Below are 20086 nucleotides of genomic sequence, written 5' to 3'. Positions count from 1 at the left end.
CTCTTCGCGAGGACGAAAGGAGACCGTTGTGCCGCGGCTGGTGGACCACGAGCAGCGCAGGCGGGAGATCACCGACGCCGCGCGGCGGGTCATCGCGCGCGGCGGACTGGAGTCCGCCACGTTCCAATCGGTGGCCGCCGAGGCAGGCATCTCGGTGCGCTTGGTGCAGTACTACTTCGGCACCAAGAAGGACTTCCTGCGCGCCACCCACCTCGCGGTGAGCGCGGACGCGGGCGATCGCTTCGCCAAGCGATTCGCCGCGCTGGGCGAGCAGGCCGCTCCGCGCGACGTCATCTACGCGATGCTCGAGGAACTGCTGCCGATGAACGAGCAGCGGCGCCAGGACACCGTGGTGCTAGGCGCCTTCCAAGCCGCCATGCTCGCCGGGTCGGGCCTGACCGCGGACGAAACCCTGGGCGGCACACAATGGTTGATCGCCGCGGTCGCCGACCAGCTGCGCCGGGCGAGCGACTCGGCCGACGCCGAGCTCGACGCCACCGTCATCGTGCTCGCCGCCGCCGCGCTCACCCAGAGTATGGTGGCCGGCGTTCACTCCAACGAGGCGGCGACCGACCTGCTCGAGCACCTACTCCGGCGCGTACCCGGACCGGACGCCGCGCGACGAAGCGATTGAGAACCCGAACGCGGACAGCGCGGTCGTTCCGCTAACATTCCACTATGGAACGTCGAGATGGGATCCTCCGATGACGACGACCCGGCGCAAACCGCTGAATTCGACGGCCGCCTCGCTGCTCGGTTTCCTGCACGAGGGGCCGATGTCCGGCTGGGACCTGGTGACGCTCGCCCAGGACCGGATCGGCGATTTCTGGACGATCACCCAGAGCCAGGTGTATCGCGAGCTGGCCGCGATGGACGCCGCCGGGCTGGTCGCCAAAGGCGAGACCGGGGCGCGGGATCGCACGCCCTACCGGATCACCGACGCGGGCCGCGAGGCCTTTCTCGAATGGGTCACCCGCGATCCCGGTGCGGAAACGATCCGGGTGCCGCTGCTGCTCACCATGTCGTTCGGCGACCATGTCGACCCCGAGCACCTCGATCGGATCATCGCCGCCAACCGCCAGGTGCACCAGCGCCGCCTCGATCGCTACCTGAAGGACGAGTGCGACACCCTGCGGCCGCACCAGCGGGCCACGCTGGAGTTCGGCATCGGCTACGAGCGCGCGGTGCTGGCCTGGTTCGATCGGCTGCCCGAGTTGCTCAGGCGCTGATCAGCGCACGCCGGATGCCTTGTCCCGCAACCATTCCCAGGCCTCGGCCACGGTCTCTACGACCTCCGCTCCGGCGGGCAGTGGCGGCCGGTCGACGAGCACGACGGGCAGCTCGGCCGCCCGAGCGGCGGCCAGTTTGGCGTAGGTGCGGTCACCGCCGCTGTCCTTGGTGACCAGCACGTCGATGCGGTGCCGCGCCAGCAGCCGGGATTCCTCGTCCACTGTGAAAGGTCCGCGGGCGAGCAGTACTTCACGGTTCGGGGGCAGCTCGGTTTCCGGCGGGTCGATGGCGCGGATCAGAAACCACTGTTCCGTGAGTCCGGCGAACGCGCCCACGCCCTGCCTGCCGATGGTGAGGAATACGCGCTCGCCGAGGTCCGGGAGCGCGCGAGCAGCGGCCGCGAGATCTGGCACGCGAATCCACCGGTCGCCCGCCACCTCGGTCCAGCCCGGCCGCCGCACATGCACCAGCGGTACGCCCGAACCACGCACGGCGGCAGCGGCATTCGCGGTGATCGTGCCCGCGAAGGGGTGAGTGGCGTCGACGACGGCGTCGATCCCGTTGGCCTCCAGCCACTCCCGTAAACCCGCGACGCCGCCGAAGCCGCCGATTCTGACCGATCCCTCCGGCAATCGCGGGTCGCGAACACGACCGGCGAGCGAGGAGACGATGTCGAATCCTCGCTCGCCGGAAGCGATGTGGGCCAGCTCCCGCGCTTCGGCGGTGCCGCCCAGGATCAGAGTTCTCAGGGCTGACCGCTGAAGTAGGCGATGCCCGCGTTCAGCAGCGAGGGGCCGCCCGCGACGAGCAGGCCGATCACACCGCCGATGATGGCGCCGGGGATGACGCCGACCACGAGACCGAGCAGACCGATCAGGCCGCCGATCACCGCGCCGACGGCGGCGCCGAGCGAGGCGCGCTGCAGTTCGGCGAAGAACCATTCCTGCGCGCCGATGTCCTGCACGGCGACGACATCGGCCTTCGGGGTCAGGGTCAGGGACCGACCGTCGGCGTCGATCGCGGCGGCGATCTCCACCGGCGCGCCGTTGCTGGCCTCCCGCGCGGCGAGCGGAATGGCCGTGACGACCTCGCCCGCGTCGTTCTTCAGCGTGACGGACTTGCCGTCCGCGTCCAGGGTGAACGCGCCGCCCGTCACGGTGGTGACGATGGACTTGCCCGCGTCGGCCAGTCGCGCGGTATAGCCGACGCCCTGGTCCTGGCCCTGCGCCGCGAGCGCGGTCTGCTCCTGGGCGACAGGGGGTTCGGCCGGTGCGGCATAGGTGGTGCCCGCGGTTACGCCGGTGGCGGCGATGGCCAGGAGAGCGGTAGCGGCGAACTTCTTGTACTTCATGTATCTCCCCATGGAATCGGTTTTCCGATAACGAGTGGATCTCGCGCCCGACCCTACCCGCTGACAAGCACGTGTTTCACCCTCGCATCGGAGGTTTCAGGGTGAACCCTGAACCGATTTGACGACCGTCCACTGCGCGACGGGTAGCTGGGGACGCCACGCGGTGAAGCCGCCGAGCGGCTCGGCCCGATAGATCTGGAACTTTCGCAGCTCACCGCCCCGCGCGGCGGCCATGGCGACCAGCAGTGCTTCCGATTCGGCGGTGACGGCGTTCGCGACCAGCCTGCCGCCCTGGCGCAGATGGGCAAAGCATGTCTCGAGCAGGCCAGCCTGGGTGACCCCGCCGCCGACGAAAATGGCATCGGGCGAAGGCATTTCGTGCTCGGCGGCCAGCTCGGCGAGCACCTCGCCGCGCACCCGCACCTGCGGGACCCCCAGCGCGGTGGCGTTGGCGGTGATCTGCTCCCTGCGCCGCTCCAGCCGCTCGAAAGTGACTGCGCGGCACGCGGGATGCGTTCGGCACCATTCGATGGCGATACTGCCCGAGCCACCGCCGACATCCCACAGCAGTTCCCCCGGCGCTGGGGCGAGCGCGGCCAGGGTCAACGCCCGCACCTCGGCCTTGGTGAGCTGGCCGTCGCCGCCGTAGACGGTGTCGGGCAGGCCGGGCAACCGGGTGACGCGGGTGCGGGCCGGATCGGCGACGCAGTCGACGGCGACGATGTTCAGTGGGTCGCCCGCGTCGAGTTCCCAGGATGCCGCGGTGGCGGTTCGCAGACGTTCCGACGGCCCGCCGAGCTGCTCGAGCACCGTGAGGCTCGATCCACCGAATCCGTTGTCTCGCAGAAGTTCCGCCAGTCGGGCCGGGGTGGTCTCGTCAGCGCTGAGCACCAGCAGCCGCCTGCCGTCGACCAAGTCGGGCAGAACCGCTGCCACGGGGCGGCCCACCGCGCTGACGACCGGCGTCTCGGCCAGCGCCCAGCCGAGACGCGCGCACGCCAGCGACGCGGAGGACGGTTGTGGCAGCACCCGCAGGGACGCGGGCCCGAACAGGCGGGCCAGCGTGACGCCGATGCCGTAGAACATCGGGTCGCCGCTGGCGAGCACACAGATTCGGCGCGCGGCGTGCTCGGCGACCAGTCCGGGCAGCGCGGGGAGCAGCGGCGAGGGCCATGCGTGCCGGTCTCCATCGAGATGCGTTGGCACCAATGCCAATTGTCGCTCGGAGCCGAAGATCACCTCGGCCGCGGCCACCGCGTCCCGTGCCGCGGCGCCGAGCCCGTCCCATCCGTCGGCTCCGATCCCGACCACCGTGATCGGGGAGCCTTGCCAAGTGCCGGTCACCTCGCGCTCATCGAGGCATCCGCCGCCAGAGAAACTGCGGAACCATGCGCGCCACGACAGCGGCCGGGCCGAGGGCGCGGGGCACCCAGATCTTGCCCGCTCGGCGGCGCAGCCCGTCGACGACGGCGTCCGCCACCTGACCGGGCGTGCTCGACAGCGGCGCGGGGTCCATGCCCTCGGTCATCCTGCCGATGACGAAACCCGGACGCACCAGCAGGAGGTGGACGCCGCTGCCGTGCAGCGCGTCGGCGAGTCCACTGGCGAATCCGTCCAATCCGGCCTTGGCCGAGCCGTACACGTAGTTGGCGCGGCGCACGCGCGCGCCCGCGATGGAGCTGAAGACGACGATCTGGCCGTGGCCTTGCGCGCGAAGCAGATTCGCGAGAGTGGTGAGCACGCCGACCTGGGCGACGTAGTCGGTGTGCACGACGGCGACGGCGTGTTCGGGATCGCGCTCGGCGCGGGCCTGGTCGCCGAGGATGCCGAAGGCCAAGACGGCGACGCCGATGGGTCCGTGCTCGGCGGCGATCTTCTCCAACAGCACGGCGTGACCGCCGGTGTCGTCGGCGTCGAACTCCACCGCGTGCACCGCGACCGCCCCGGCCCGTTCGACGGTCGCGATCTGCGCCGCCAAGTCGTCGCTGCGCCGCGCCGCGAGGATCACCACCCGGCCCGGAGCCAGGCGCTCGGCGATCTCGAGACCCATTTCGCTGCGTCCGCCGAGTACCAGAACCGAACCCTCGGCGATCCCTCGCTTACCCATGCGCTCAGTCTGTCATCCCGGCTCACGACGCCGACCAGCCCCTCACATCGCGAAAACGCCCGTGCCGTGGCAGCCACCGTGCAACACAGGGGCTACCGTCGAGGTATGCCGACCACCACCGCACCGCTGTCCCCCGCCGCACTGGACTTCGTCACCGAACGTCATCTGGCGACACTGACCACGTTGCGCGCCAACGGCACGCCGCACGTGGTCGCGGTGGGATTCACCTGGGACCAGGAAGCGGGGATCGCGCGGATCATCACCAACGACGGGTCGGTGAAGGTGCGCAACGTGCGCCGCTACGGGTACGCGGCGGTCAGCCAGGTGGACGGCATCCGGTGGCTGACCCTGGAGGGACCCGCGCGGGTGCTGGACGACCCGGCGAGCGTCGCCGACGCGGTCGAGCGTTACGCGGGCCGCTACCGAGTGCCGAGGGAGAACCCGACCCGCGTGGTGATCGCGATCGAGGTGCGCCGCGTGCTCTCGTCGAGCACGCTGCGCTGACAACGCCTTTCGTCCGTCACAGCACGGTCAGGCCGTGCGGACGTCCGTTCATGGACTCGCAGCCCTCGGGCGTCACCACGACGATGTCCTCGATGCGGGCGCCCCACTCGCCGCGGAAGTAGATGCCCGGTTCGATGCTGAAGGCCATGCCCGGCTGCAGGACCAAATCGTTGCCCGCGACGATGTAGGGCTCCTCGTGCACGGACAGGCCGATGCCGTGACCGGTCCGGTGCACGAACGCCTCGCCGAAACCGGCCTCGGTCAAGGGTTTCCGCGCGGCGGCGTCGACGGAGGCGGCGGTGACGCCGGGGCGGACGGCGGCGACGGCCGCGGCCTGGGCGCGTTCCAGCTCGGCGTAGCGCGCGGCGACTTCCGGACTCGGCTCGCCGAGCACGTAGGTGCGGGTGCAGTCGGAGTAGTAGCCCGGCTCGACGGGACCGCCGATGTCGACGACCACTACGTCGCCCTGCTCGATACGCCGGTCGGACACACCGTGGTGCGGATCGGCGCCGTGCGGTCCACTGCCGACGATGACGAACGCGGCCTCGGTGTGGCCTTCCGCGACGATCGCCGCGGCGATGTCGGCGCCGACCTCGGCCTCGGTGCGTCCGGCTTGGAGGAACTCGCCCATCCTGGCGTGCACCCGGTCGATCGCGGCGCCCGCCCGGCGCAGCGCGTCGATCTCGGCGTCGTCCTTGCGCATGCGCAGTTCTCGCAGCACCGGCGTGGCCGAGACCGGAAGGCCGCTGAACGAGACCGCCAACGGCAGCAGGTGCAGCGCGGGCATCGCGTCGGCGACCGCGACCCGGGAACCGACGTGCAGCGTGGACTTCACCACCTGGTACGGGTCGACGCCGTCGACCCAGTCCAGCACCTGCAGACCCAGCTCCCCCGCCGCGGATCCGGCCAGCGAGGCGAGTTCGAGCTTCGGGATGATCACCGACGGCGTCGCGCCGTCGGCCGGGATCACCAAGCAGGTCAACCGCTCGAAGGATTCCGCCGCCGAACCGATCAGATAGCGCAGATCCGGCCCCGGCGTGATGAGCAGGGCGTCGAGGTGCGCCGCGCGCATCGACTCCACCGCCCGCTCGAGCCGGTCTCCGTAGACATCCGCCGCGAACCTGGACTCCGTGTGCCCACTCATACCGATCGACGTTACCCGTCCTCGGCTCGGAGCAAACCCGAACACCTGGCAGCCCCCAGCACCGCTCGGATCGGCTCCGGCCTGTCGGAGCGGACGGGTAGCCTCAGCGCGTGACCTCTGCTGCGACATCAGGCCCGCTGCTGCTGCTCGACGGTGCCAGCCTGTGGTTCCGCGCGTTCTACGCGATTCCGGACAAGATCACCGCGCCGGACGGGCGTTCGGTGAACGCGCTACGCGGCTTCACCGACATGGTCGCCTCGTTGATCACCAAGCACGCGCCGAGCAGGCTGGTCGTGTGCCTGGACCTGGACTGGCGGCCGCGGTTCCGCGTCGACCTCGTGCCGTCCTACAAGACACACCGGCTCGCCACCTCGGCCGACGCCGCGCCGGGCGAGGAGGAAGTGCCCGACCGGCTGACCCCTCAGGTCGAGATGATCCTCGAGGTTCTCGACGCCGCCGGTATCGCGACGGGCGGCGCGGCGGGTCTGGAGGCCGACGATGTGCTCGGCACGCTGGCGAGCCGCGAGCGCGCCGACGAGGTGATCGTGGTCAGCGGCGATCGGGACCTGTTGCAGCTGGTGCGCGACGAGCCCGCGCCGACCGTGCGGGTGCTCTACGCCGGGCGCGGGTTGGCCAAGGCCGAACTCTTCGGTCCCGCCGAGGTGTCCGCGAAGTACGGCGTGCCGGTGCGCAACGCCGGACCCGCCTACGCCGACCTGGCCACGTTGCGCGGTGATGCCTCCGATGGCTTGCCGGGTGTCGCTGGCATCGGCGAGAAGTCGGCGGCGACGCTCATCTCCCGCTTCGGTTCGCTCGACGCGCTGGTCGCCGCCGTGGACGATCCGGACTCCGAGCTGGCCCCCGGCGTGCGCGGGAAACTGCGTGCGGCGGAGGACTACTTGAAGGCGGCGGCTCCCGTGGTGCGCGTGGTGTGCGACGCCGACGTCGACCTGTCGCGTCCGGACGCGCTGCCGATCGCACCGGCCGATCCGGACCGCCTGCGGGAACTCGCGGTGGCCTACAACGCGGAAAGCCCGGTCACCCGGCTCACCGCCGCCCTGGCCTCGCGTTCCTGAGACCGCCGCGACGGCATTCGGCGCTATTTTGCGTCGAATGCAACCATGCGCCATCGGCGTCTGTGCGTCCGTCGCAGCGAGAAGGCAGCCAGGTTCACCGACCATCCGAGGGAGGGCTCAGCGCTGCGTTCCAGGATCTCGTGCCGCGAGTGCTGTGCCGCCGATCCTCTCGAGGGGTTGCGGCAGGTCATGCCAGAAGGCGGTCACGAGCTCGGCCCGTACAGCGCGGGCCGGGCCGGACGGGCTGAAAAAGCAACGAGCCCACGAACATCGGTTCGTGGGCTCGGTCCGGTTCTCCACCCCACCGGACGCCCGCGCCGCAGCACGGGCCGTCCGGCCCGGGATCACGCTCAGCTCGGGCGGCCGACCTCGTAGGTGCCGTCGTCCTTGGTGATCTTGATGTTGACCTTCTTCTGCTCGCCGCTCACCTTGAGGGTGCACTCGAAGCTGGCGTCCACCTCGACCTTCTGGCCCGACGGGCAGGAGACGTCGGTGACGTCCTGGATGCCGTAGGAATCCGTGAGCACCTTCTTGACGCCGTCCTGAACGGCAACCTGGTCCAGCTTGTCCGTGGCGGTGAGCACCAGCACCAGCGCGACGACCGCGCCGATCACCAGCACGCCCAGCGCGGCGAGACCGATGATCAGGCCCTTCTTGCCGCCACCGCCGCCGCTCTGCTGCGGCTGCTGCTGGCCTTGGCCCCACTGCTGCTGGGGCTGCTGACCCCACTGCTGCTGCGGCTGCTGTTGCTGGCCCCAATCCTGTTGCTGCGGCTGACCCCACTGCTGCTGCGGCTGACCGGGCGTCTGGCCCCACTGCTGCTGCGGCTGCTGGGGCTGTTGGGGCTGGCCCCACTGTTGCTGTGGCTGGCCGGGGGTCTGGCCCCACTGTTGCTGCGGCTGATTCTGGTCGCCCCAGTGCTGGGTGGGCTGCGCCTGCGACGGAGTCTGCTGGCCACCCCAGTGCTGGGTCGGTCCGGCGCCGCCGGGCGCCTGCTGTCCGCCCCACTGCTGGGTGGGATCGTTGCGTCCCTCCCCGGGGTCGTTCGGTCCGTAAGGGCCGCTCATCTGCTTGCCTCCACTCGCATCGTTATTCACACGGTAGCCCCCCGCCGGCGACTCGTCGCACTCACATGATTCGCTCGCTGCGCTCGCTCATGCGACTCCTCCGCCACGGTCGGTACGCGAAAGAAATCAAATCACAATCGAATCCGCTACGCGGCGTCCACTGCCACGACACCCCGCCGGATCGCCCGGACCGCCTTCGCCGCCGTTCCCGCGATCTCCGGGTCGTCGGCCGTGCCGTGGATCTGGTCGAGCAGGTCGATCACCTGCCTGCACCACCGGACGAAATCGCCCGCGGACAGTGGCGCGCCCTGGTCGCCGCTGGCCAGCAACGACTCGGCCAATCCGTCGCCGCGGGCCCATTTGTAGACGCCGGTGACGAATCCGAGGTCGGGTTCCCTGGTCGGCGGCAGCTTGTGCCGCGCCTCGTCGGAACGCAACTCGCTCCACACGCCGATGGTCGAGGCGACCGCGCGCCGGATCGGCGCCGTGGGACCCGTCGCGCCGAGAATGCTGCCCTCCTGGCGGGATTCGTAGACCAGCATGGACACCACGCCCGCAAGTTCGGCCGGACCGAGGCCGCGCCAGAGGCCGTGGCGCAGGCATTCGGCGACCAGAAGGTCGCTCTCCGCGTAGATGCGGGCCAGCCTGCGTCCATCCGCGGTGACCTCGCCCTCGTGCACGAAGCCGCGCTCCTCCAGCAGACCCACGATGCGATCGAAGGTGCGCGCCAGCGAATTCGTCGTGGCGGCAACCTTCTGGCGCATACTCTCGGTCTCGCGAAGCAGCCGGTTGTAGCGCTCGCCGATCCGGCTCATCTGCTCGCGATCGGGCCTGGTGTGCGCCGGGTGGGCGCGCAGGCTGCGGCGCAGCGTGGCCAGTTCGCGGTCATCGGCCGCTTCGGAGCGCTTGCCGCGGCGCGAACGACCCGGCGCGCTGATGCCGGTGCTGCGCAGCGCCGAGGCGAGGTCGCTGCGCGCGCGGGCGGTGCGGTGGTCGACGCGCCGGGGCAGCCGCATGTGGCCGAGCGGCTCCGCGGGCACCGGGAAGTCGGCGACCGAGACCCGGCCCGCCCACTTGTCCGCGGTGAGCACGAGCGGACGCGGATCGTTCGGGGTGGTGTCCGGCTCCAGGATGACGGCGAGACCCGCGCGGCGGCCGGAGGGAATCGCCACCACGTCGCCGCGGCGCAGCGCCGTCAACGCGCTGACCGCCGCGCCGCGCCGGTCGGTACGGCTCTGCTGAGCCAGCTGACGTTCCCGCTGCTTGATCCGCTCGCGCAGCGAGATGTATTCCAGGAAGCCGCTTTCCGCGCCGCCGAGCTGGTCGCGCAGCTTGCGCAGCGCACCCTCGTTGCGCTCGATGCCGCGCACCAGCCCGACGACCGAGCGGTCGGCCTGGAATTGCGCGAACGAACGCTCCAGCAGGGCGCGCGATTCGTCGGCGCCCATTCGATCGATCAGGTTGATCGACATGTTGTAGCCGGGCCGGAAGGAACTGCGCAGCGGATAGGTCCGGGTGGACGCCAGACCCGCCACCGCACTGGTGTCGACCTCCGGCTGCCAGAGCACCACCGCGTGGCCCTCGATATCGATGCCGCGGCGGCCCGCGCGACCGGTCAGCTGCGTGTACTCACCGGGCGTCAGCTCGGCGTGCGTCTCGCCGTTGAACTTGACCAGACGTTCCAGCACCACGGTGCGCGCGGGCATGTTGATGCCGAGCGCGAGCGTCTCGGTGGCGAAGACGGCCCGCACCAGCCCGCGAACGAACAGGTCTTCCACCGTGTGCCGGAAGGCGGGCAGCATGCCCGCGTGGTGGGCGGCCAGCCCGCGGTGCAGCGCCTCGCGCCACTCCCAGTAGCCGAGCACCTCGAGATCGGGTTTCGGCAGATCACCGGTGTGCTTCTCGATGATCGCGTCGATCTCGGCGGCCTCGCCCTCCCGGCTCAGATCCAGCCGCGAGCGCAGGCACTGGGCCAGCGCGCCGTCGCAGCCCGCGCGGCTGAAGATGAAGGTGATCGCGGGCAGCAATCCCTCCTCGTCCAAACGGGCCAGCACCTCGGGGCGCGGCAGCGGACGGAAGTCGCGGCGCATGCCGCCGCGTCCGCGCGGCACACCCCAGTTGTTCATCCGGTCCGCGGACTCGCGATGACGGATGTAGCGCACCAGGTCCTCGTCGACGAGCACCTTCTGCTCGCTGGACTTCGTGTCGAACAGATCGAACATCCGCTTGCCGACCATCACGTGCTGCCACAGCGGCACCGGGCGCGTCTCGTCCACCACCACCGAGGTGTCGCCGCGCACGGTCTCCATCCAGGCGCCGAATTCCTCGGCATTGCTGACCGTGGCCGACAGGCTGACCAGCCGGACGTCGGCGGGCAGGTGCAGGATGACCTCCTCCCACACCGCGCCGCGGAACCGGTCGGCCAGGTAGTGCACCTCGTCCATCACCACGTACGACAGCCCGCGCAGCGCGTCCGAGGAGGCGTAGAGCATGTTGCGCAGCACCTCGGTGGTCATCACCACCACGGGCGCGTCCGGGTTGATCGTCTGATCGCCGGTGAGCAGGCCGACGCTGTCGCGGCCGTACCGCTCGGTGAGGTCGGCGAACTTCTGGTTCGACAGCGCCTTGATCGGTGTGGTGTAGAAGCACTTGCCGCCGGACGCCAGCGCCAGGTGGACGGCGAACTCGCCGACCACGGTTTTGCCCGCGCCGGTCGGTGCGCACACCAGCACGCCGTGGCCCTCCTCGAGCGCACGGCAAGCGTCACGCTGGAAGGGATCGAGGGTGAATTTCAGCTCGGCGGAGAACCTGGCCAGCTCGGTGCGGGACCGGTGATCTGTCACCGTTCAGAGGGTATCGGAGTAGTCCGACACCGGTCGCGTGGATTTCGCCGACGGATCCATGATCGACTCCGCCGCCCCGATCGGCTCGGGCCCGGCGATCGCGGAGGCCTCGTCGTCGGCCAGCGCCTCGAGCGCCTCCCTGCGCGCCTTGCGCTTGTCGTTGAGCCTGGCGACCTGCACCGCGAACTCGAAAAGCACTGTCAGCGCGCACGCGAGCGCCAGCATCGAGAACGGATCCTGCGGTGTGACGATGGCCGCGAAGACGAACAGGCCGAAGATGATCCCGCGCCGCCACGCCTTGAGCTTCTCGTAGGTCAGCACGCCGACGAGGTTCAGGCCGATGATCAACAGCGGCGTCTCGAAGCTGACACCGAAGATGATCAGCAACTGGATGATGAAGCCGAAGTACTGCGAACCGCTCAACGCGGTGATCTGCACGTTGTCGCCGATGGTGAGCAGGAAGCTCAAGGCGTGCGCCACCACGACGTAGGCGAGCACGGCGCCGAGCCCGAACAGCACTGTCCCCGAGGTGACGAAGCCGACCGCGACCTTGCGTTCCTTCGCGTACAGGCCGGGGGTGATGAATGCCCAGATCTGGTAGAGCCAGATCGGCGCGGCCAGCACGACGCCCGCGGTGAAACCGACCTTCAACCGGAGCATGAACTGCTCGAACGGCGCGGTCGCCAGCAAGCGGCACGACCCGTCGGGGGTCAGCGCGGCCCTGGACTCGGGGGGCAGTGAACAGTACGGTCCGCGCAGGATCTCGCCGAGGCTCTCGAGGCCGAAGAACGAATGCGAGTACCAGAGGAAGCCGATCACGGTGGTCAGCAGCACCGCGAAGATCGACTTCAGCAACCGGCTGCGCAGTTCCTGCAGGTGCTCGACCAACGACATGGTGCCGTCGGGATTCGTCCTGCGCCTGCTGCGCCGGGGATCGAACGGGATTCGCATATCTGTGGTTGCCCCTGTGCTCGAGTGCCGCGCCTGGCGCGGCGGTATCGCGTCCCGTGCGGTGTCAGGGACCGACGAACGCCTTCACGGACCGCCGAACAGCACTGACCGGGGTGAGACCGTACTCACCCCGGCGGGAACATTCGACTCAGACCGACTTCTTCTCGGCCTGCGGCGTGATCGCCTGGTTCGAGGGCTGCGCGGGCGGCAGCTGCTGCGCCGGCTGCTGAGCGGGCGCGGCGCCCGCGGCGGGGCTCGCCTCGTTCTGCATCTGGCTGACCTCGCTCTTGAAGATGCGCAAGGATCGGCCGAGGCCGCGCGCGGCGTCCGGCAGCCGCTTCGCACCGAACAACACCACGAACAGCAGCGCGATGATCAGCAGGTGCGACCAGCTGAACGTGCCTGACATCTGTACCTCCCAAGACTGTGGTAGCTCCGATGCTACCGGACCTCACGACACCCGAACTCGCCCGACTTCGCCCGTTTGCCGTGCGTTCAACCTCGACTTTTGCTATTGCGGCGATTCGGGCGCGGCCGCGGCGCGCAGTTGCGCGAGCAACTCCGGCCCCGTCCAGGTCCGCCGATCGCCCTGCTCGGCCGCGACGACGAGTTCGATGAGCCGCTGGTTCACCGGGGTCGGCGCGCCGACCATCGCGCCGAGACCAACGATTTCGCCACAGAGCCAAGAGATTTCGGTCTTGCGACCGGCGGCGAGATCGTCGGCCATCGAGGAACGCGCCACCGGATCGATGGCGAGCACCTGCCCCGCGACCCGGCGGAACACGCCGTCGGGCACGGTCAGCAGCCGGGTCATCAGCTCCGGCGGCAGCGGGGTGAGCCGGGCCGGGCGTATTCGCGCCTTGTTCATCGCGGCGAGCGCCTCGCGCTGGGCGAGCGCGAGGCAGCGGCGGTAGTCCCGGTCGGCGAGTTCCTCGCGCAGCGGACGGCCGGACAGCGCGTTGATCGGGTTGTTCAGATTGAGCAGCAGCTTGGCCCACTGCACGGGTCGCAGGTCCGAGTGGCGGCGCAACGGCAGCCCGGCCCGCGCGAAGAGCTCGACATAGTCGGTCAGCGCCGGGTCGTCCTGCACCGCGAGCCCGCCCTCGGTGCCGCGGTGGAAGCGGCCTTCGGTGTGGTGCACGACGTTGAACATCACCATTCCGGCGAGCACCACACAGGTGGGCAGAATCTCCCGGATCACCGTGTCGTTGCCGATGCCGTTCTGCAAGCTGAGCACGACCGTTCCTGGCCGGATCTTGCCGGTGAGCTCGCGCACCGCGGCGGCGGTCGCCCCGGATTTCACCGCGACGAGCACCAGATCGGCCGAGCCGACATCCTCCGGGCCGGTCGCGAGCGAGAGCCGGTCCGGGGAGACGAGCACCTCTCCGCCGTCGAGGTCGGTCAGGCGCAGGCCCGCGGCGCCGACCTCGTCGAGCAACCATTGCCTGCCGACGAACGTGACGTCCGCACCGGCCGCCGCCAGCTTTCCGCCGACGAAGACGCCGATGCTGCCCGCGCCGAGCACCATGACTCGCCGCGGCATGTTGCCGAGCTCGGTCACCTCACTCCAATTCCTCTAGTCCCGCGTCCCCGTACGCGGCCAGCGCCGCGTTGGATCGCTCGCGCACCGCGGCGATCAACTCCGGCGGACCGAGCACCGTGACGCCCGATCCGAAGCCGAGCAGCAACCGCGCCATCCAGTCCAGGGTGGCGAAACGCATGGTCGCCTCCAGGCTGCCGTCCGGATGCACGGCCTGCCGGTGCATCGGGTACTGGTCGAGCACCCAGCCGTAGTCGCCGCGGATGCGCAGCCGCGCCAGCGGGACCGCGGGATCGTCCTGGAACAGATCGAGCGAGGCGGCCGCCTCGGTGGCGGCGTGGCTGGGCGGCCGGGCGGGCTCGGTGAGTTCGGTGGCGGCTTCGATCCGGTCGAAGCGGAACAGTCGCACGCCCTCGGCCTCCCGGCACCACGCCTGCAGGTAGCTGTTGTCGTCGACGAGCACGATCCGGATCGGATCGACGACCCGTTCGGAGACCACGTCGCGGCTGGCCGAGTAGTAGATGATGCGCAACGCGTGCTGGCGGGCCAGGCCCGAACGCACGGTCGCCACCGCGGGCGCCTCCACCGGGGTGGCTCGCGCGTCGCCCGCCGTCCGCGGCGCGCCGCCCGAGATGGCGGACTCGATCTTGGCGATGGCCGCGTGCGCCGCGGTCGGGTCGACCATGCCGGGCATGTCCACGATCGAACGCAAGGCGACCAACAGCGCCGTGGCCTCGGTGGAGGTCAGCCGCAGCGGCCGGTCGATGCCCGCGGAGAAGGTGACCTCGATGCTCTCCTCGGAGAAGGACAGATCGATGAGATCGCCCGGCCCATAGCCGGGCAGGCCGCACATCCACAGCTGGTTCAGGTCGCTCATCAGCTGTTTGGTCGTGACGCCGAGGTCGGCGGCGGCGTCCGCGGCGCTGATGCCGGGGTTGGCGATGAGGTACGGAATCATGTTGAGCAGCCGAGAAAGCCGCACGGAGAGCCGGCTGGTCGTCACGCCCGCACCTCCGTCGTGTCGAACACCGAGCGCAGCCGGGCGACCACGTCGGCGCGCAGGTCGTCGGGGGCGAGCACGAGGGCGTCCGGGCCGAGGCCGGTGATCAGCCTGGCCAGCCAGTCGCGCGAGCGGATCGGCACCTCGACCACCATGCCGCCGCGCCCGCCGACGGCGCGTTCCTCGACGACCTGACCGAGCCTGCGGATCTCCTGGCCGCGCCCGTCGGCGATCCACACCGTGGCCGAGCCGCTGACCGGCGCGCTGCTGGTGACTGTCGCGACGATCGCGCGCAGGTCGACGTCCTCGGGCTTGTGCACCGCGTTGACCGGGCCGTAGGGCGTCACGTCGTCGCCGATGCGGGAGAGGCGGAAGCTGCGCACCGCGTCGCGGTCGCGGTCGTGGCCGACCAGATACCAGCGCCCGTGGTGGGTCACCACGCCCCACGGTTCGACATCGCGCATGAGGTACGGCGCGTTGACCGCGCCGCGATGCTCGAAGCGCACGGCCTGCCCGGCGTCGACGGCCGCGAGCAGCTTGCCGAGCACCGGCTCCGAGCCGCGGGTGCGGGCGGGCACGGCGGGCACCGAGGCGACGGCCGCGTCCGTCTCGACGTGAATGCCCGCGGCCCGCAGCTTCAGCAAGGCGCCTTCGGCCGCCGCCGCCAGCTCGGGGGACTCCCACATCTGCACCGCGACCGCGACCGCGGCGGCCTCCTCGTCGCTCAGATCGATGTCGGGTAGCTCGTAGGCGTCGCGGTTGATCCGGTACCCCTCCAGCGTCGAATACCGGTTCACCGGCCCGACTTCCAACGGAATGCCCAGGTCGCGCAGCTCGTTCTTGTCCCGCTCGAACATGCGGCTGAACGCCTCGTCGCTGGCCGAGTCCTCGTAGCCCGCGACGCTTTCCCTGATCCGCTCCGCGCTCAAGAACTGCCGGGTCGACAGCAGCGCGATGACCAGATTCATCAGCCGCTCGACCTTGGATATCGCCACCCGTAAGAGGGTAATCGCCACCGTCGAATCACCGCGCGGCGGCGCGCGATAATCGAGCGCGGCGGCGCGCGATGAACGAGCGCGGCGGCGCACGACCACACACCTCGCGGAGCACAATGGTGCGGTGATCGTTGCCTTCTCAGTGACCCCGCTCGGCACGGGCGTGGACGTCGGCCCCGCGGTGGCCGAGGCGGTGCGCGTCGTCCGGGCGAGCGGCCTCCCCAACCGCACCGACGCCATGTTCACCACCCTCGAGGGCGAATGGGACGAGGTCATGCGCGTCGTCAAGGACGCTACCGACGCCATCCTGTCCATCGCTCCCCGCTGCAGCCTCGTCCTGAAGGCCGACATCCGCCCCGGCGTCACCGACGCGATGACCGCCAAGGTCGAGTCGGTCGAGCGCTACCTCGCCGAGAACTGACTTCCCTGCCGCTGGCGCGCATCCAGCGCCGCAGCAGCGCCGCTCACTCCTCGGGGAAGCGTGTCTGCTGGTAGCAGGACAGGCGCCAGCCGTCGGGGGTGTGGGTGTAGACGCTGGACATGACGCCGCGGAAGGCGGGGTCCGTGCCCTCGCGGTAGGCGATGCCGACGTAGATCAGGGCGGTGGCGTCGGAGCCGACGCGCACCAGGCGGGGGTTCTGGATTTCGTAGGTGCGCCATGGCGGGGCGTGGCGCAGCGATTCGACGACGCCGTCGCGGTCCAGCACCATGCCGTTGGCCAGGATCATCAGCGCGTCGTCGGTCATGAGCGCGCCGTAGAAGTCCGCGCCGGTACTCGCACACAGCGCGTCCCAGCCGCGGCCCTCGAGGTCGAGCAACTCGTCGAGCACATCCGTGTCGGTCATTGCTCCACAGTAGGCGCGGGATGGGCAGACGAGGCCGAGCCGACGCGCGGCTGTCTCCTGCCCATCCGACACTCGTCCGGAAGAACTCCGGCTCCCCGGAAAGACCGACTACATCGAGGCGATCAACCGGTCGACGCGCTCGTCGACCGAGCGGAACGGGTCCTTGCACAGCACGGTCCGCTGCGCCTGGTCGTTCAGCTTGAGGTGCACCCAGTCGACCGTGAAGTCGCGACCGGCCTCCTGCGCGGCGGTGATGAAATCGCCGCGCAGCTTGGCGCGAGTCGTCTGCGGCGGAGTGTCGACCGCCGCGTCCACCGCGTCGTCCTCGGTGACACGCTTGGCCAGACCCTTGCGCTGCAGCAGGTCGAAGACGCCGCGGCCGCGCTTGATGTCGTGATAGGCCAGATCCAGCTGCGCGATCTTGGGATCGGACAGCTCCATGTTGTAGCGGTCCTGGTAGCGCTGGAACAGCTTGCGCTTGATCACCCAGTCGATCTCGGTGTCCACCTTGGCGAAGTCCTGCGCCTCGACCGCGTCCAGTGTCCGGCCCCACAGGTCGACGACCTGGTCGACCTGCGGATCGCGGTCCCGGTTGCGCAGGTGCTCGACGGCGCGGGCGTAGTACTCACGCTGGATGTCGAGCGCGCTGGCCTGCCGACCGCCTGCCAGCCGCACGGGACGGCGACCGGTGAGATCGTGGCTGACCTCGCGGATGGCGCGGATCGGGTTGTCCAACGCGAAGTCGCGGAACGAGACGCCCGCCTCGATCATCTCCAGGACCAGCGCCGCCGTGCCGACCTTGAGCATGGTCGTGGTCTCGGACATGTTCGAGTCGCCGACGATCACGTGCAGGCGCCGGTACTTCTCGGCGTCGGCGTGCGGCTCGTCGCGGGTGTTGATGATCGGGCGCGACCGGGTGGTCGCCGAGGAGACGCCCTCCCAGATGTGCTCGGCCCGCTGCGACAGGCAGAACGTGGCCGCCTTCGGCGTCTGCAGCACCTTGCCCGCTCCGCAGATCAGCTGCCTGGTCACCAGGAACGGCAGCAGCACGTCGGAGATACGGGAGAACTCGCCCGCGCGCACCACGAGGAAGTTCTCGTGACAGCCGTAGGAGTTGCCCGCGGAGTCGGTGTTGTTCTTGAACAGGTAGATGTCGCCGCCGATGCCCTCTTCGGCCAAGCGTTGCTCGGCATCGATCAGCAACTCCTCGAGCACCCGCTCGCCCGCCCTGTCATGGGTGACCAACTGGTGCAGACTGTCGCATTCGGCCGTGGCGTACTCCGGATGCGAACCGACGTCGAGATACAGCCGAGCGCCGTTGCGAAGGAACACGTTAGAGCTACGGCCCCAGGACACCACCCGGCGGAACAAGTACCGGGCTACCTCGTCGGGGGACAGCCGACGGTGACCGTGGAAGGTGCATGTCACACCGAACTCGGTCTCGATCCCCATAATTCGTCGCTGCACACCATCGACATTACAGCCATGTCAGGTACTCGCGTGGCGCTGCGGACAACACGGACGCATACGTCTTCACAACGATTCGGCACCGTATGCCCGGCGCGCTCGGCCGGTCAGACGCGGATTTCGCCCCGAGGGCCGCGGCGAAACCCCTGCGCCGAGCGGACGGCGAGCGCACATATTCGTCGGCGCGATCGCCGCGTCGCGACAGATCTTTCGACGGGCCGCTGCCGCGCACCCGGCCGCTGGAACTTTGCGCGGCACGATCGCGCCGCCCCCGGAGACAGCGGATGGCCCGCGTGGGATCGCCATCGAGGCGGTCCCACGCGGGCCATCGGTCTTCGACTACTCCGAGTCCGAGGATTCCTCGGGAAGCTCCACCACGGTGGTCTTCGTCTTCGCCGCGCTCGCCGGCTGAAGCAGCTTCTCCAAGGCGGTGTCGGCGATCCTGCGGAACGCCCGGCGCGGCCGCGACTGTTCCAGCGTGGCCACCTCGAGCGAGCTCACGCCGAGCGCTCGCTTCTCCTTGTCGGCGCCCTCTGGAATCCCGGCCTGCAGCGCCTTGACCGCGACACCGATCGCGGCCGACAGGTCGAGACCCGGCCGGTAGGACCCCTTCAGCGCGGAGACGATGGGCTCGGTCGTGCCGCCCATCACCACGAACTCGCGTTCGTCCACGATCGAGCCGTCGAAGGTGATCCGGTACAGCACCGACTGCGGCGCCTGCTCCGGATAGCCCACCTCCGCCACGCAGATCTCCACCTCGTACGGCTTGAGCTGATCGGTGAAGATCGTGCCGAGGGTCTGCGCGTAGGCGTTGGCCAGCGCCCGACCGGTCACGTCGCGCCGGTCGAACTGGTACCCGCGCAGGTCGGCCTGCAGGATGCCGCCGCGGCGCAGGTTCTCGAACTCGTTGTACTTGCCGACGGCCGCGAACCCGACGCGGTCGTACAGCTCACTCACCTTGTGCAGCGTCGCGGAGGGATTCTCCGCCACGAACAGCACACCCTTGTCGTACGCCAGAACGATGACACTGCGACCACGAGCGATGCCTTTGCGCGCGAGCTCGGTCTTGTCGCGCATGATCTGCTCGGCCGACGCGTAGTACGGCAGTGTCATGCGTTGGCGCTCCCTTCCTGTGCCGCCGCGCGGTCGGCGACGATGCCGCGGGCGATCTCCTCGACGCGCTCCTCGGGCACCTCCACGGCGCCGTCCTCGTCGATCGTGACGATCGTCGGGTAGATGCCGCGCGCCAGATCCGGCCCACCGGTCGCGGTGTCGTCGTCGGAGGCGTCGAACAGCGCCTCGACCGCGATGCGCAACGCCCGGTTGGCGTCGATCCCCTTGGCGTACAACTTCTTCAGCGACGTCTTGGCGAACATCGAACCGGAACCGACTGCGGTGTAACCGAATCGCTCCTCGCTGCGACCGCCGACCACGTCATACGACACGATGCGGCCGACCCGGTCCTGATCGGTGGCCTGCTGGTCGTATCCGACCAGCACCGGCACCACCGCCAAGCCCTGCAGCGCGGCGGGGAGGTTGTCGCGCACCATCTTCGACAGTTTGTTGGCCTTGCCGTCGAAGGTGAGCGGAACGCCTTCGATCTTCTCGTAGTACTCCAGCTCCACCGCGAAAAGGCGCACCATCTCGACGGCCATGCCCGCGGTGCCCGCGATGCCCGCCGCCGAATAGGTATCGGTGATGTACACCTTCTCCATGTCCCTGCTCGCCACCAGGTTTCCCTGCGTGGCGCGCCGGTCACCGGCGATCAGCACGCCGCCGCGGTAGGTCACCGCGACGATGGTGGTGCCGTGCGGAGCGACGTCCTTCGCGACGGCGCCACCGGAGTGTCCGGTGGCGCCATCGATCGCGGCGAATCTGTTGCCGGGCAACAGCTCCGGTGCGTGTGCGCGCAGGTGTTCGGTGAACGAGGAGAGGGCGTACCCCGGGTGGAGACGCATGGGGTCAC

Annotated in this window: 21 protein-coding genes; 5 read left to right on the top strand and 16 right to left on the bottom strand. The window is 69.8% G+C overall.

Translation table 11 applies throughout. From position 1 onward, the window contains the following. Positions 1–28: 28 nt before the first annotated feature. Together ABZV58_RS24925 and ABZV58_RS24920 are read left to right on the top strand one after the other, a co-directional pair. The gene (locus tag ABZV58_RS24925; RefSeq protein ID WP_355002555.1) at positions 29–634 is read left to right on the top strand and encodes a helix-turn-helix domain-containing protein; all 606 of its coding nucleotides are present in this window, start codon (positions 29–31) and stop codon (positions 632–634) included. Between the two features lie 70 nt (positions 635–704). Further along, positions 705–1229, top strand: coding sequence for a PadR family transcriptional regulator (locus tag ABZV58_RS24920; protein WP_355002554.1), 525 nt, complete (start codon positions 705–707; stop codon positions 1227–1229). On the opposite strand, the gene ABZV58_RS24915 is transcribed toward ABZV58_RS24920, so the two are convergent. The 4 genes from ABZV58_RS24915 to ABZV58_RS24900 all read right to left on the bottom strand — a co-directional run bounded on the left by ABZV58_RS24915 (position 1230) and on the right by ABZV58_RS24900 (position 4688). Further along, positions 1230–1979, bottom strand: a complete 750-nt coding sequence (locus ABZV58_RS24915; protein ID WP_355002669.1) for a cobalt-precorrin-6A reductase — start codon at positions 1977–1979, stop codon at positions 1230–1232. Continuing rightward, the gene (locus ABZV58_RS24910; RefSeq protein ID WP_355002553.1) at positions 1976–2581 is read right to left on the bottom strand and encodes a hypothetical protein; all 606 of its coding nucleotides are present in this window, start codon (positions 2579–2581) and stop codon (positions 1976–1978) included. The genes ABZV58_RS24915 and ABZV58_RS24910 overlap by 4 nt, the downstream gene beginning before the upstream one ends. A gap of 96 nt (positions 2582–2677) precedes the next feature. Next, on the bottom strand, positions 2678–3925 hold the full coding sequence (gene cbiE, locus ABZV58_RS24905) for a precorrin-6y C5,15-methyltransferase (decarboxylating) subunit CbiE (protein WP_355002552.1): 1248 nt from the start codon (positions 3923–3925) through the stop codon (positions 2678–2680). A gap of 7 nt (positions 3926–3932) precedes the next feature. Continuing rightward, positions 3933–4688: an SDR family NAD(P)-dependent oxidoreductase gene (locus ABZV58_RS24900; protein ID WP_355002551.1), complete on the bottom strand. Its 756-nt coding sequence runs from the start codon at positions 4686–4688 to the stop codon at positions 3933–3935. Positions 4689–4793: 105 nt separating this feature from the next. Between ABZV58_RS24900 and ABZV58_RS24895 the strand changes: the two genes are divergently transcribed. Next, positions 4794–5192, top strand: a complete 399-nt coding sequence (locus ABZV58_RS24895; protein ID WP_355002550.1) for a PPOX class F420-dependent oxidoreductase — start codon at positions 4794–4796, stop codon at positions 5190–5192. Positions 5193–5208: 16 nt separating this feature from the next. On the opposite strand, the gene ABZV58_RS24890 is transcribed toward ABZV58_RS24895, so the two are convergent. Further along, the gene (locus ABZV58_RS24890; protein ID WP_355002549.1) at positions 5209–6336 is read right to left on the bottom strand and encodes a Xaa-Pro peptidase family protein; all 1128 of its coding nucleotides are present in this window, start codon (positions 6334–6336) and stop codon (positions 5209–5211) included. 110 nt (positions 6337–6446) lie between these two features. On the opposite strand from ABZV58_RS24890, the gene ABZV58_RS24885 reads away from it, so the two are divergent. Next, positions 6447–7412, top strand: coding sequence for a 5'-3' exonuclease (locus tag ABZV58_RS24885; protein WP_355002548.1), 966 nt, complete (start codon positions 6447–6449; stop codon positions 7410–7412). A 350-nt stretch (positions 7413–7762) separates the two neighbouring features. Here the strand turns inward: ABZV58_RS24885 and ABZV58_RS24880 are convergent, their stop codons facing one another. The 7 genes from ABZV58_RS24880 to ABZV58_RS24850 form a co-directional block, all read right to left on the bottom strand. Continuing rightward, positions 7763–8479 carry a DUF4333 domain-containing protein gene (locus ABZV58_RS24880; protein ID WP_355002547.1) on the bottom strand — a complete coding sequence of 239 codons (717 nt, stop codon included), beginning with the start codon at positions 8477–8479 and terminating at the stop codon, positions 7763–7765. A gap of 146 nt (positions 8480–8625) precedes the next feature. Then, positions 8626–11322, bottom strand: coding sequence for an RNA helicase (locus ABZV58_RS24875; protein WP_355002546.1), 2697 nt, complete (start codon positions 11320–11322; stop codon positions 8626–8628). Between the two features lie 3 nt (positions 11323–11325). Then, the gene (gene tatC, locus ABZV58_RS24870) at positions 11326–12273 is read right to left on the bottom strand and encodes a twin-arginine translocase subunit TatC (protein ID WP_355002545.1); all 948 of its coding nucleotides are present in this window, start codon (positions 12271–12273) and stop codon (positions 11326–11328) included. A 148-nt stretch (positions 12274–12421) separates the two neighbouring features. Next, positions 12422–12682: a Sec-independent protein translocase subunit TatA gene (gene tatA / locus ABZV58_RS24865; RefSeq protein WP_355002544.1), complete on the bottom strand. Its 261-nt coding sequence runs from the start codon at positions 12680–12682 to the stop codon at positions 12422–12424. A gap of 102 nt (positions 12683–12784) precedes the next feature. Further along, the gene (locus ABZV58_RS24860) at positions 12785–13816 is read right to left on the bottom strand and encodes a 2-dehydropantoate 2-reductase (RefSeq protein ID WP_355002668.1); all 1032 of its coding nucleotides are present in this window, start codon (positions 13814–13816) and stop codon (positions 12785–12787) included. Positions 13817–13835: 19 nt separating this feature from the next. Next, positions 13836–14816 (bottom strand): YafY family protein, encoded by a 981-nt coding sequence (locus tag ABZV58_RS24855; RefSeq protein ID WP_355002543.1) that lies wholly within the window; start codon positions 14814–14816, stop codon positions 13836–13838. Then, on the bottom strand, positions 14813–15808 hold the full coding sequence (locus ABZV58_RS24850; protein WP_355002542.1) for a YafY family protein: 996 nt from the start codon (positions 15806–15808) through the stop codon (positions 14813–14815). Before ABZV58_RS24850 ends, ABZV58_RS24855 begins: the two co-directional genes overlap by 4 nt. A gap of 124 nt (positions 15809–15932) precedes the next feature. On the opposite strand from ABZV58_RS24850, the gene ABZV58_RS24845 reads away from it, so the two are divergent. Next, a complete protein-coding gene (locus ABZV58_RS24845; protein WP_355002541.1) occupies positions 15933–16229 on the top strand; it encodes an MTH1187 family thiamine-binding protein in 297 nt (98 codons plus the stop codon). 43 nt (positions 16230–16272) lie between these two features. Here ABZV58_RS24845 and ABZV58_RS24840 read toward each other — a convergent pair whose 3' ends face one another. From ABZV58_RS24840 to prcB, 4 genes are all read right to left on the bottom strand, one after another. Continuing rightward, positions 16273–16653, bottom strand: a complete 381-nt coding sequence (locus ABZV58_RS24840) for a nuclear transport factor 2 family protein (protein WP_355002540.1) — start codon at positions 16651–16653, stop codon at positions 16273–16275. Between the two features lie 108 nt (positions 16654–16761). After that, positions 16762–18120 (bottom strand): Pup--protein ligase, encoded by a 1359-nt coding sequence (gene pafA, locus ABZV58_RS24835; RefSeq protein ID WP_355002539.1) that lies wholly within the window; start codon positions 18118–18120, stop codon positions 16762–16764. A gap of 339 nt (positions 18121–18459) precedes the next feature. After that, positions 18460–19233: a proteasome subunit alpha gene (gene prcA / locus ABZV58_RS24830; protein ID WP_355002538.1), complete on the bottom strand. Its 774-nt coding sequence runs from the start codon at positions 19231–19233 to the stop codon at positions 18460–18462. After that, on the bottom strand, positions 19230–20078 hold the full coding sequence (prcB, locus tag ABZV58_RS24825) for a proteasome subunit beta (protein ID WP_355002537.1): 849 nt from the start codon (positions 20076–20078) through the stop codon (positions 19230–19232). Before prcB ends, prcA begins: the two co-directional genes overlap by 4 nt. Positions 20079–20086 lie beyond the last annotated feature (8 nt).

The sequence above is a fragment of the Nocardia sp. NPDC004654 genome (assembly GCF_040609595.1).
Lineage (GTDB): Bacteria > Actinomycetota > Actinomycetes > Mycobacteriales > Mycobacteriaceae > Nocardia.
Note: the sequence above shows the minus strand (reverse complement) of the source record. Positions and strands in the feature narration are given on the sequence as shown.